The following is a 12,746-nucleotide window of genomic DNA, read 5'->3' on the forward strand; positions in this document are numbered from 1 at the left end:
TTCCCGAATGCCCTGTGCGCCTTGCCGCGCAATGCGCTTGCGCCACGTGCTGACCGTCTGCACCGATACACCGAGCTCTCGCGCAATCACGGTATTCGAGTGTCCCTCATGTGCCCACAACGCAATCCGAGCCCGCATCACATCCCGCTGCGGGGCCGTCTTCTGTGCGATCAGCGACAGGAGTTTCTTTTTTTCTTTCTTCGTCAGCTTCACTGACGTTGCATGACGGCCTCGGCTCATCCCGACATGATAACCAAGGCGTTTAATTATTCAACGTATTTAAGGGATGTCATACTAGGTCACATCACCGAGCCATGTCCACGTGAGATAGCTGTCGTTGCCTAATCCCAGGCGTGGCATCACTTCGTTCTCTGCGATCCTGCGTTTGTCGGCTGCCAGGCTGAACATATAAAGGCCGTTCGCAGAAAGCCCGCTCGGCATGCCGGGAATCCAGTAGCCGCTACGCGGACATGGTTCGCCCGTGACCGCCGACACCTTCGAATCGGGGTAAGCTTCCCATCGCCAGATGGTTGCGGGGCCGATGCTCTTGCGCGAGCCGCCGACCTGATGTTCCATCGTGCGCCCGGGGAATTTCTCGCCTTTCCTGAGCAGGACGGGGAAGTCGTCACGTTTGTTGTCTTCGCCATAGGCGCGGTAGTAACCGGCCTCTTCAACACCATCGCCCACGCCATGAATATCGTCGAACAGACGTTTGCGGCGATAGGCTTCGAACGCGTTCATTTCCTTCTGGTTAGCGGGATAGTCGTATACGAAATCGGCAACGGTGTCCTGGAAGGTAAACTCCACCACGCCTCGTAGCTTCTCCGGAGCAAGTATCTCCCTGATGACGGCCCCGCCACCTGCGCTATATCGGCCCTTTTTGAACCGGCCGTCGGGATACGCGAGAAAACTGGCATAACGTACTTGTCCAGGTGGAATACGAATGATGTCATCGTGGTAGTCAGAGCGATTAATCATCTGCTCACGACCAAGCATCAGCGAAAAGAATTCGCCTTCGTTCGTCGACTTTACACCCCCTACCTCCGCGTACGATGCCTTAGACATTGGATCGTAATAGCCCTCCCATGTTGCCGGACTCTTGAAAGCAATTTCTGTGTGACCCGAATTAATGAACTTCAGCGTCACCAGCAGTTTTCCGTCCTTCGGAACCATGCTGGTACTGGCGTCCAGCTTTGCAACCTTGTCGCCTGTCTCGTAAAACGACTTAACCAGTTCCTCAGTCGGCGTCACTAGCTTCGCTCCAGTTCCTTCTGGGAGTGAAGAAAAGCTATCAATCGCAATCGCGATCTCTCGTCCATCGTCACAGGTCACACTCGGGACGAAGATAAACGTATTACCCGGCGTATTTCGGGGAAGTTGTTTTATCGAGCATACAGTGTTTCGCATCGCATACATCTTCGCCCGGTCGCGGTCGGAGATTGCCCCCTCAAATACACCAATGCCATGCATAGGTGCGGGTTGGCCTGACCCACGCTTGACCTGACCTTTCATGACAAGGAGGAATTTGCCATCTTCCAGGCCGATACTCGATTCCGCGTTGCTCATGTTATAGCCGTTCAAGCCGAAACCCATCGTATCTTTATCCGACTTTGCCATACCCGTACCCGTTTGAGAAAACAACATGAAACAAAAGAGCGATGAAAATGCAACCCGTACTTTGTTCATCAAGCTTCCTTATGTGGATCGACCTTCCAATCCCGCTGCGTCGCCTCACCAAACCATTTGCTGATGCGATAGACATAATAGGAAGGGGTATTGCCGCTGGAGTACACACCTGTACCCATTAGATTATTTGAGGTAGTTCCCTGCCATGTGTCCTTGTTAGGGTTGTTCTGGCCTAGCTTGATGTCTACTTTCTGCTCCATGGTGATGTAGTCCTTATGGACAGCGCCACCTTGATCGTAGTACTCGTCTGGAAAACTGAACAAATGACCCGTTTCATGTGCTTGCACCTTATCTGTGGTTATCGAAATGAATGTGTCTGTACCCTTGTTCTTTCTTACGCTCTTTTCACCCCAGTTACCTGAGTCAGCACGTTCGGCCTCCGCGTAAAGGTTCACCTGTGCATGATGCCTTTCCGTTGCGCTTGTCACGAAGTTGATTCTTAACTTCACACTGATCTGGCAAGAGCAGGCATCACCCTGCTGACACTTGGCCGGCGTGAGCTTGTAGCTGTTCTGGTTGACTCGGTTAGTATCGGTTTCGTTTTTGTTATCTTCGAACGTCTCGTAAGGTACGGATGCTGGCGTGCCGTCTGCGTTATTCTTTAGTTCCTTCGTTACCGCGTTCCGCAACCTTACGCGCTTGGGAATCACGAGCACAATAACCGTTGCCGTAATGGTCATTGTGGCAACATCGAACGCGAGGTCGAACGTGCCAGATGAGGCTACATAGCTCAGAAAGATTTGCTTGTTCGTTCTCGGGTCAATCCACGCGGTCCCATTCTGATAGACGCCCCAGTAGTCCGCCGACTCCATCGACATGTTCTTGTTCTTCAGGTCGATGTCTTTCATCTTGTAGGTGCACGTATGGGGGCCGGTCGCGGGTTCACCTTTTTTCGATGAAGTCGATGCAGCAGACCCGCCAGCATTCGATGGTACTGAACCGGGGGCGGGATGCGAAATCTGCGTAGCGGTTTTTACGAGGTCACGCGTCAACTTCACAAGGGAAGGCTCGTCAGTCTGATCCTGGCCTTCAGCGCTGGACGTTGAGGTTTGGCCTGGTGCTGGCGCAGGTGCCGGTGTGTCCTGCGCTCGGGCTGAAGCATCGCCGGATTGCGAACCCGTTGCGTGAACCGTGGGCGATTCCCCTGCCGCGTCTACCGCAAGCGCGGAACAGCTCAGCTCCACTGGATGCGACGCGAGCGGCGCGAGGCCCTCTGGCACCGCAAGGGGGTTTTCCTGCTTCACATCGGCTGAGTGGAATGTGACCTTGCCATCCGTATATACCGTGAAGCCGCTGCCATCGATAACGACCTGCGTACCGCCCGCATTCCAGACAAGCTTTTTCGACGCAAGCACCTCGACCGTATCGAGTGAGCCGATCGATACCTTCTCCTTCGCCCGCAGTTCAATGAGGCTGTTGCGTGCGACGATTGAGATACGGTCCATAACCGATACGAGTTTCATCGGACCGCGCATCACGCACAGCGACATCACATCGCGCACGCTCGCGTAGAGCGATTTCGCCGCAGCGAGTGCGATATTCCGGCCGGTTGTCACGGCGAAATCGTCATGGGCCGCGACATGCACTCCCTGTCGTGCCGTCATCGCAACGCCCGCAGCGCTCGACAGAACCATGTCGGGCCGGTTCATTTCAGGGAACGGATTGTCTCCCGATGCCGTGCCTTCAATCGCGTCGTTCTGCCTGCCGATCGCCTTCGTCACGTCCGACTGGTCCGCGCCGACCTGCTGCGCCTCGTTCTGCTGCGCGGCCTTCGCGAGATCGTCATGAAGATCATGGGCCGTCGTCAGTCGTGCGACCGTCTCGCCCATATCCTTCATCGGCGACTGCGCGCCGCTGCGCGACTCGGTCGTCAGCAGCATGCCCCGGTTTGAACGTGCGACGCCATGCCCCTCGGTTGCCAGTTCGAAGCCTTCGCCGCGGGGGTCCTGGCGTCCCGCGCCGGGTACGATGCGCGTGTTGTAACCCAGCACGAGCCGCGACTGGTCGTGATCGCTGGTGACCTGGACCTGGAGCTTTCCGGGCGTGTCATCCGTGACAACCTGGTTGTGTTCCCTGCCCTTGAGGCTCTGGCTCAGGATGCCCGTGAGCGCGTCGTTGGCGGGCAGATCCCAGGGTGGCTGGTTGAACTGGTTCACCATCCTGCCGCTCACGAACGGCTTGTCGGGATCGCCTTCGTGATAGCCGATGGTCACTTCGTCACCCGTGCGCGGGAACGCGATGAAGCCGTAACCATTACCCTGCCACGGCGACGAGACGCGCACCCAGCAGCTTGAGTTCTGATCCGGCCGGTTGCGCCGGTCCCAGACAAACCAGACCTTCGCGCGAGCGAAAGCGTCGGGCCATATGGGTTCCTTGTCGTAACCGGTTACGACGGCTGTTTCCGCGTGCGCACGCGGCTTCTTCCTCGGTTTGTTCTTGAAGAATGTGTTGGCGGGCTGGAGCACGAAATCCGTCACGCACTGGTACGCGCTTTCGCTGCCGGACGGTTGCGTAACCGTATCGACGTTGCGGATGTCGATCGTCGTGCTGACGACCAGATACTCGCCGTTGACTTCGTTCTGCGGATGTCGCTCCAGATGGAACGTCTTGCCCGTCGTCAGCGCGCGCAGGTTGCCCCGACCATGCAGCCGCTCACGCTTGCAGCGCATCGCATCGACACGCACACTGGCAAGATGTCGCGCTTCTTCGCGATAATCATTTGGCTCGCCTGACAGGCCCATCGCGCCCGCCAGCGGCTGCGAGAAGTCACCCCACTGATAATGTTCGGCGTCGTCGTAGGGCGCTCCGCTGTGGAGACTGTATTCATCATGGAACTGCGCCCTGGGCCGCGTAGAGTCGTAGTCAGCGAGCTTTACCGTGCCTGACGTGATCCGGCGCGACGCTTTCAGCCTGTGTATGTGCTCCTCATCGATACGCGCACCATCCGGCACGTGATAGATGATGTTGTCGTAGGCGTTATCGTGCGTCTTGTGGGAACCGGGCGAGTCGCACAGCACCAGCGTCGAGCCTTCGAAGAAATAGTAAATTCCCCACTCGCGCCAGATTTGTTCAAGAAATTCCAGGTCTGTCTGCCAGAACTGTCTGACATAGTCGCGCGGCGGATAGCCCTTTCTGAAGCCTACGGCACCGAGCCGCCATTCGACTGGAAAGTGATACGGTTCCGATTTCAGTATTTCTTCGGTTATCTCAACAACGCTGGCGTTCTGGAATATGCGGTTCTCAACGGTCCTTGAAGCCAGCCACAACCAGGGGCGCACGACAAACCTGTAATACATGTGACGGTCATCCGTGCCGGTAATCTGCGCCTCTGTAATGATGCCGGTAATGGTGCGTGTGCCCGCGCCGATATTGCCCATGCCGGTATCGCCCGGCATGCCGGGGATGAATTCGCCCTTCCCCTCGAACTCGACCCGTATGTCGATGATCCTGCCTGCCAGTTTCGCAGTGTCGATCTTTTCGCGGACCACGGCGGCACGCAGTATCGGGCTGTCGACTGACACCATGTCAAGTTCGTAGCGATAAGGCTTGCCGAGCGCTTCGGTTCCCTTCAGGCGCGATGGCAGCAATACCGGCTCGCCGCCCCACAGCGGTAGCGCTTCGCATTCGACGCTCAGGGTGCGGGCCTGCAAGGGCTTGAAGATAGACGTTCCCATGTCAGCCCCGCATCAGGATTGCGCCGCATGCGGTTGCGTCGCCCACGTAGGCAACACGCCTGCCTTTGTGGGTCATCCGCCCGGTTGCGATAATGGGATAGCTGCCACCGCACTTCGGGCATTCGACCTGATGCCCATCGAGTGCAACGGGAATGCCCTTCTGGCTGAAGTCGCCCGCGCCTTCAATGATCCTGCCGCCGTGGTCCGTCACATGACCAAGACGGGCAACTTCTCGCCCTGCTATATCTCTCATGGTTCTTCTCTTAATAAGGTATGCAAATTTTCTTGATGTAGCCCTGCGCTGCGCCATTCCAGCAGCTTCGCTGCAATGGAAAAATCAGAAAGATTCGAAATTGCCCGAACGGGCGAAAGTTATGCGACCCGCATCAGGAAGCGGGCAGAAAAAAGGCCCGCTTGTGGCGGGCCTGAGAAACCGACCACCCCATTCTTTCGAACGGGCCGTTCATGGTCAGCTGAGAGTGGTTGACTGTAAACAGTTCGACGCGCGACGATCCATGAGATAACTCCGAAAATCACATCGCCCGTCAAGTCACCTGAAAAATCACACCCTATGATTTTCCGCGGGTCGTGTACCAGTGCACCCCGGATTGCGTTTCACCTCCCTTCGCGGCCAGCGCCTTCCTCGCTTCGCTCCTGGCGATGCCCGTGCCCTGCTGCGGCGCCGCAAGGCGAGATAAGGCATTGAGGCGTCAGCGGTTTGTCCCGCGATGCAGATTGCGCTGCGCGTGCCTGAAAAGCGCTCAATGGCGCGCTCGCGTTTGTTATCAACAGATTCCGTGCACAGCCTTGTTGATAACGCCTGGACAATCACGCTAACCCGTTGAGCGCGCACCTTAATCCCCGACTGACGCACGCGCAAAAAAACGCGCCCGTGATTCTCATCACGGGCGCGTCGTTCATCCAGGCTCAAGCGATCAGGGCTTGTTCGACTCGAACAGATCCATGATCTGCTTCTTCTCCGATGACGTGACGTTCGGCGGCGGCGGCGCGGGCGGCGTCATGCCCGCCGGACCCACGGTGCCGACGGCATCGCCGCCGCTCGCCAGCGGATTCGCCGAATCCATGCCGATGCTCGCGATGAAGCCACCGCCCGGCGTCATGTCCGCATAGAACAGCTCGCCGTCGACGCTCGTCACGCCCGCAGGCATTTCGGGCTCGGCCTGCGGCACGCCGCGCAGCGCGCGCTGCATGTAGTCGACCCAGATCGGCAGTGCCAGCTGTGCGCCGAATTCGCGGCTGCCGAGCGACTTCGGCTGGTCGTAGCCCATCCACGCGACGGCCACGAGCGATTGCTGATAACCGGCGAACCAGCCGTCCTTCGCATCGTTGGTCGTACCCGTCTTGCCCTGCAGGTCGCTACGATGCAGCACGTTCGTCCCCGCGCCCGTGCCCCCTGTCGCGACCGAGTGCAGCAGGCTGTTCATGATGTACGCGTTGCGCGGGTCGAGCGTGCGCGGCGCGTCGCGGCCCGCAGTCAGCGGCTGCGCGCGCGAGATCGGCTGGCCGTGCGCATCGTCGACTTCGGCGATCAGATACGGATTGATCCGGTAGCCGCCGTTCGCGAACACGCTATATGCGCCCGCCGACTGCAGCGGCGTGACGAGCCCCGCGCCGAGCGCCATGGGGAGATACGGCGGCGTCTTGTCGGCGTCGAAGCCGAAGCGCTGCGTCACGTAGTCCTGTGCGTACTTCGTGCCGATATACGACAGGATGCGGATCGACACGAGGTTCTTCGACTTCTGCAGCGCGACACGCATCGGCATCGGACCGTCGGGCTGGTCGTCGTCCTTCGGCTCCCACGCGTCGCCGCCGGGCGCGCTCGGCGGGAAGTACAGCGGCGCGTCGTTGATGATCGTCGCCGGTCCGAGGCCCTTGTCGAGCGCCGCCGAATAGATGAACGGCTTGAAGCTCGAACCTGGCTGGCGCCATGCCTGCGTGATGTGATTGAACTTGTTCTTGTTGAAGTCGAAGCCGCCGACAAGCGCGCGGATCGCACCGTCCTGCGGCGTCATCGACACGAGCGCGCCCTCCACCTGCGGCAACTGCGTGATCTGCCAGTTGCCGTTCGCATCCGCGATCAGGCGGATGATCGAGCCCGGACGCATGCGCTGCGCCTGCGCCGCGCGCGGCGACAACGAAGCCGCCGCAAAGCGCAGCCCGTCACCCTTGATGCTCGCCTGGGTGCCGTCGAGCAGTTGCGCCTTCACTTCCTTCGGCGTCGCCGATGTCACGACCGCGGCCACGATCTCACCGTTGTCGGGATGATCGTTGAGCGCATCTTCGATCGCCTCGTCGCGCTCGTCGCCGGCTGCCGGCAACTCGACGAAGCCTTCGGGACCGCGGTAGCCGTGACGGCGCTCGTAGTCCATCACGCCCTTGCGCACCGCGTGGTAGGCGGCTTCCTGGTCGGCGGAATCGATCGTCGTCGTGACGCTGAGGCCGCGCGTATAGGTCTCGTCCTTGTACTGCGCGTACATCATCTGACGCACCATTTCCGCGATGTACTCGGCGTGCACGCTGTACTCGTTACCCGCCGTCTTCGTGTGGATCTCCTGCTTGACGGCCTCGTCGTACTGTTCCGGCGTGATGTAGCGCAGATCGAGCATCCGCTTGAGGATGTACTCCTGGCGGATCTTCGCGCGCTTCGGATTGACGACCGGGTTGTACGCCGACGGTGCCTTCGGCAGGCCCGCGAGCATCGCCGCCTCGGCAAGCGAGATGTCCTTCAGATCCTTGCCGAAGTACACGCGCGCGGCGGCCGCAAAGCCGTAAGCGCGCTCACCCAGATAGATCTGGTTCATGTACAGCTCGAGAATCTGGTCCTTTGTGAGCGCGCGCTCGATCTTGTACGCGAGCAGCATTTCATAGATCTTGCGCGTGTACGTCTTCTCGCTCGACAGGAAGAAGTTGCGCGCGACCTGCATCGTGATCGTGCTCGCGCCCTGCGACGAGCCGCCGTGCATGATGTCCGCGAAACCCGCGCGCAATATGCCGATGAAATCGACGCCGCCATGCTCGTAGAAGCGATAGTCCTCGATCGCGAGCACGGCTTTCTTCTGCACGTCGGGGATGTCCTGGAAGCGCACGAGGCTGCGCCGCTCTTCGCCGAACTCGCCGATCAGCACGTGATCCGCCGTATAGATGCGCAGCGGCACCTTCGGACGGTAATCGGTCAGCGCGTCGAGCGACGGAAGCTGCGGCCCCATCACGACGAGCGCGTAGCCGACGATCAGCGCGCCGACCACCGCCAGCGTCGCGAACAGTCCGGCGAACCACAGCGTGATCGTGCCGAAGACCGAGCGGCTGCCGCGTCGGCCGCGGTCGTCGCCGTCGTCTTCTTCGCGCTGCGCGTGGCGATAGTCACGGCTCGGGTTGTCGTTGTTGCCGAAAGATGGCTCGCGGCCTGGATGAGAAGAATGCGGTCGTTTGATGATTGGCATGACTGGAATGATTGGCGCTTTCCTACACGCCGGCTATGCACGCGCGGTGCGCTCGAATCGTGGTCCTGGCGTGCGTCGCGCGCCCGAACGGGCGGCAGCGGCACCGTTGCGCGCCGGAGCGGCGCCCATCCGCCGACGCGACAGCATTCGCGCAGATTCGCGGCGCCACCGGGTACGGCGCTGGCGGCGGCCCTGCAATGATACTGCGCGCGACGCTCGTTTCGGCCCTGGCGGCTGCCACCGCGCGGCGCCGTATATTTACCCCGTCCCGGCCGGTCGCACGGCGCGCGCAGACAGGTTCTGGCGCAACGTAACAGCGCATTTTAAAGAAATCAAGCCGCGTGGATCGTGATTTTTTTGTAAGAATTCCCTCATGATCGTGCCCTCATGTGCAAAAACACCGCGCGGGGCCCGCCGTGGCGCGCTTGTGCGGTTATCAACAGAAATTGTGCAAAGCCTTGTGGACAATATCCCTGCAACTCGGGCAACTCGTTGATGTGACAGCCATTTTGCAGGCCGCCCGATTTGCGGCGGCGCTCCACCGCGCGCCACGATTTAGTCTTATGATGGTTTGACGCGCGCCAAGCAGGCCTCGCACCCTGCCCGGATTCCTCCGCAGTTCGACACCAACAAAGAACGCGAGCCGATCTATGAACAAGCCCAGCGAACGCATTGTCGTATTCGTGACGCCCGCCCAGAAACGCGCGATCTCCGCGACGGCGGACAACCTCGGCATCAGCGTCAGCGAACTCATGCGTCGCGCGGTGCTGAGCTTCGGTGCGACCAGCGAGCAGGTGAAGGCGGCGAGCATCGTCGACCGGCTGCGCGCGCCGCGCGAACCGGATGCGCTGAACGAAGCGCTGCAACGCGTCGCGCGCTCGAGCAATCGCATGCGGCAAGCGGCGCCGGCAGCGCTCAAGCCTCGCGCCGGGTCGTCTGCTACGTCGCCTGCTGCGTCAGCTGGCGTGTCACGTGCCGAATCCTCCGCCGGCTCTTCTGCCGCGCGCGAGCCGGCCTCATCGCCGGGAAACGATGCCGCGCTCGCCGCATCCGGCGAGCCGCGCGAAACACTCGCGCCGATCGATCTCGCGCGCCCCGCCGATTCCGCTGCGGTGCTCGCGCCCGTCGGCACGCTTGAAAGCGCGGATGACGATAACGCCGCGCAAGTTGCCGCGCGCGTGGCGGCCGCGAAAGCCGCCGCCATCGCCCACGATACCGACGAGGCCCCGGCAACGGACAGCGACACGCGCGCGCCATCCCGGACTGCGACACTGTTGTCGTCGAAACGCAGCGCCGCCGGCAAGCGCCAACGCGAGCATGAAGAGGACGAACCCAACATCGATCCCACCGAAGGCAACGGCCGCTTCGCGTGAACACCGCGTGTCGATGCTTGCCTATGCGGCGTGCGAGCAAGGCCGCGCATCGTCGGCTATCCGAAAGAATTCCCTCATCTCTATTTCGACAGATCTGCGCATTCGTTCGTTCTTTGATTGCGTCGATTGCGCTCGACAAACAAGCCGCACGACATTGCGAACGGACCCGCCGAAACGCGCACGAAATCGCGCTTTAAGATCGTTTTAAGGGTACGCGTGGTGTAATATCCGCGAGCTGTTGAATACCCGTTCGCGTCGATCTGCGGGCCTGTTCGAAGTGTCGGACATCGCGCCGCGGCAAGTTAAATTTTCATGGCGCTATTGCAATCCGTGCGCGCGCCCCGATGTCATCGCGAGCATGCACACGAACGCGATCCGCGATGGCATGCAGCATGATCCGCAGTCTCGCGCAGGGCGGCGTAAACTACGTGCTGTCGACGTGATTACGCACCCATGCAGCGCGCCGGGTATTCAGCGTCGATTTCATCCAATGGAGGTATTCATGTCGCTTTTTGACAGCATCACGCGAACGGTCAAAGGTCTCTTGAACGACGCAGCCGATTCCGTGCAGGACCCGTCGCGTGATGCGCGCCAGATCGTGCGCGAACTCGACGATAGCATCGCGAAAGCCGAGAACTCGCTGATCGAGATCCAGGCGCAGGTCGCCACGCAGCAGAGCAAGCGCGACGTGGCCGCCGACAAGGCGAAGAAGTACGAGGACGGCGCACGGCGCGCGCTGCAAGCCGGCGACGAAGCGCTCGCGCGCGAGGCGCTCGGCGCCCAGGCGACGGCCGAAGCGGAGCGCGATGCACTCGCGAAGGAACTCGCGACGCTCGAGCCCTCGGTCGAGCAGTTGAAGAAGCAGATCGACGACATGCGCGAGCGCCGCAACGATCTGAACGCGCGCTCGAACATCCTGCAGGCGAAGCAGCAGATCGCGCAGGCCAAGGACACGGCGGCGACGGCGCTGGGCGGTATCGGCGGCAAGAATCTTGCTGAAGATTTCCAGAAGCTGGAAGACAAGGTGTCGCTGTCGAACGCACGCTCGGACGCACGCCTGAATTCCGCCGACGAGAAAAGCGGCAAGGCGCTCGACGACAAGCTCGCGGATCTGAACCGCGGCCCGTCTGTCGAAGACCGCCTTGCGGCGCTGAAGAAGCAGCTGGACACGCCTGCGCAGTAACGGCATTCCAGGCGATGTGCCGCGCGGCGTCCGAGCGCATCGGCCGGCGCGCGGCACGGCAACTCGATAGCCATGGAGACGGGCGTCAATCCGCCCGGCCCGCATCATGAAAAAATTCCTCGCAGCAGCCTGTGTTTCGCTGATGCTCGTATCGGGCGCCGCTTTCGCGCTGCCGACGGCAACGCAGATCGAAACGTCGATTCAACAAGGCAACTGGCAGCAAGCGGATTCGCAGTTGAACGAAGTGCTGAAGGCACATCCGAACAATGCCCGCGCGCACTATCTGTACGCGCAGGTGCTGGATCGCGAAGGCCGCCCGGCCGACGCGCTCGCGCAGCTCCAGCAGGCGAAGACGCTCGACCCGCAGGTTCGCTTCACCGATCCTGCCCGCTTCGCGCAGACGGAAGCGCGCCTGCGCGCCGACGCCGCGCGCGTCACCGGCGGCACGGCGGGCAGCCTCGCGGCCAACGGCGCGCATCGCGCCACCAATCCGTTCGCACAGCAGCAAGCCGCGCCCGTTTCGCCGTCCGCGCTCGAGCAGGCGCCGCAACGCCACGGCCCGTCGATGGGCATGTGGATCGGCATCGCCGTGCTGCTCGGAGCGATCGCGCTGATTCTGCGCTGGACGCTGCGCCGCGCGCGCTCGCAGGAAGATACGCGCGCCAACGACGATCGCCGCGTGCAACTCAAGCGCGCCACCGATCTGCTCAACGACGTGCGTTCGCTGAAGCTGGACGTGAAGCTGTCGACGGCGCCCGGACACGAAGCGCTCGAACGCGAAGTCGAAGGCGTGGAAACGCAACTGCGTCAACTGGTCGAGGCGCTGTCGAACAGCAAGAACCCGGTGCCGCCGTATCAGGTAGAAGATCTCGAACGACAGGTGGCGAGCCTGAAGGCGCGCGCCGAAGGCCGGCCCGATCCGAACGCGGCACCCGCGGCATCGTCGGGCACGGGCGACTCCCCGTATGTGCGCGAAGCGAACGAGGCGTTCGGGCGCGGACAGCAACAGGGCTATCCGCCACAAGCGCCCTATCCGTATCCGCCGCAACAGCAGCCGCCCGTCATCGTGCAGCAAGGCGGCGGTTTCGGCGGCGGCATGGGCGGTCTGCTGACGGGCGTGCTGCTCGGCGAAGCGCTGAGCTCCGGGCGTGACCGCGTGATCGAACGCGATGTGATCGTCGATGACGAAGCGCGCAAGCGCGCCGGCAATGACGCCGGGTCCGTCGACTTCGGCCAGGGTTCTAACGACTGGAGCGATGGCGGTGGCGACGGCGGCGTCGACATGGGCAGCGACGATTCGGGCGGCTGGAACGACACCTGATACGGCCTCGCTTCGCTATCGGCGCAAGCCGCTCGACGAATGTGCGAC

General features: G+C 61.3%; 8 protein-coding genes. 3 read left to right on the forward strand and 5 right to left on the reverse strand.

Going from position 1 to position 12,746, the window contains the following annotated elements; all coding sequences use genetic code 11:
- The 5 genes from GCT13_RS09620 to GCT13_RS09640 all read right to left on the reverse strand — a co-directional run.
- On the reverse strand, positions 1–213 hold a 213-nt coding region (locus GCT13_RS09620; protein WP_321574266.1), incomplete at its 3' end, for a helix-turn-helix domain-containing protein.
- A gap of 81 nt (positions 214–294) precedes the next feature.
- Positions 295–1,686 carry a hypothetical protein gene (locus GCT13_RS09625; RefSeq protein WP_152757333.1) on the reverse strand — a complete coding sequence of 464 codons (1,392 nt, stop codon included), beginning with the start codon at positions 1,684–1,686 and terminating at the stop codon, positions 295–297.
- Complete coding sequence (gene tssI / locus GCT13_RS09630; RefSeq protein WP_152757334.1) at positions 1,686–5,360, reverse strand: type VI secretion system Vgr family protein; 3,675 nt, start codon at positions 5,358–5,360, stop codon at positions 1,686–1,688. The genes GCT13_RS09625 and tssI overlap by 1 nt, the downstream gene beginning before the upstream one ends.
- A gap of 1 nt (position 5,361) precedes the next feature.
- On the reverse strand, positions 5,362–5,613 hold the full coding sequence (locus GCT13_RS09635; RefSeq protein ID WP_152757335.1) for a PAAR domain-containing protein: 252 nt from the start codon (positions 5,611–5,613) through the stop codon (positions 5,362–5,364).
- A 682-nt stretch (positions 5,614–6,295) separates the two neighbouring features.
- The gene (locus tag GCT13_RS09640) at positions 6,296–8,821 is read right to left on the reverse strand and encodes a penicillin-binding protein 1A (protein WP_152757336.1); all 2,526 of its coding nucleotides are present in this window, start codon (positions 8,819–8,821) and stop codon (positions 6,296–6,298) included.
- 650 nt (positions 8,822–9,471) lie between these two features.
- Here GCT13_RS09640 and GCT13_RS09645 point away from each other — a divergent pair.
- The 3 genes from GCT13_RS09645 (at position 9,472) to GCT13_RS09655 (ending at position 12,698) form a co-directional block, all read left to right on the forward strand.
- Entirely contained in the window at positions 9,472–10,194 is a 723-nt protein-coding gene (locus GCT13_RS09645; protein WP_152757337.1) for a plasmid mobilization protein, read from the forward strand.
- A 502-nt stretch (positions 10,195–10,696) separates the two neighbouring features.
- A complete protein-coding gene (locus GCT13_RS09650) occupies positions 10,697–11,377 on the forward strand; it encodes a PspA/IM30 family protein (protein ID WP_087735516.1) in 681 nt (226 codons plus the stop codon).
- Between the two features lie 106 nt (positions 11,378–11,483).
- Complete coding sequence (locus GCT13_RS09655) at positions 11,484–12,698, forward strand: tetratricopeptide repeat protein (RefSeq protein WP_152757338.1); 1,215 nt, start codon at positions 11,484–11,486, stop codon at positions 12,696–12,698.
- Positions 12,699–12,746 lie beyond the last annotated feature (48 nt).

This window comes from Paraburkholderia franconis, from assembly GCF_009362735.1.
GTDB lineage: Bacteria > Pseudomonadota > Gammaproteobacteria > Burkholderiales > Burkholderiaceae > Paraburkholderia > Paraburkholderia franconis.

Bases quoted from the DNA above. Each gene is read 5' to 3' on its own strand.
- GCT13_RS09655 (WP_152757338.1), top strand. From the start codon at position 11,484: ATGAAAAAATTCCTCGCAGCAGCCTGTGTTTCGCTGATGCTCGTATCG.
- GCT13_RS09635 (WP_152757335.1), bottom strand. From the start codon at position 5,613: ATGAGAGATATAGCAGGGCGAGAAGTTGCCCGTCTTGGTCATGTGACG.
- GCT13_RS09625 (WP_152757333.1), bottom strand. From the start codon at position 1,686: ATGAACAAAGTACGGGTTGCATTTTCATCGCTCTTTTGTTTCATGTTG.
- GCT13_RS09640 (WP_152757336.1), bottom strand. From the start codon at position 8,821: ATGCCAATCATCAAACGACCGCATTCTTCTCATCCAGGCCGCGAGCCA.
- tssI (WP_152757334.1), bottom strand. From the start codon at position 5,360: ATGGGAACGTCTATCTTCAAGCCCTTGCAGGCCCGCACCCTGAGCGTC.
- GCT13_RS09650 (WP_087735516.1), top strand. From the start codon at position 10,697: ATGTCGCTTTTTGACAGCATCACGCGAACGGTCAAAGGTCTCTTGAAC.
- GCT13_RS09645 (WP_152757337.1), top strand. From the start codon at position 9,472: ATGAACAAGCCCAGCGAACGCATTGTCGTATTCGTGACGCCCGCCCAG.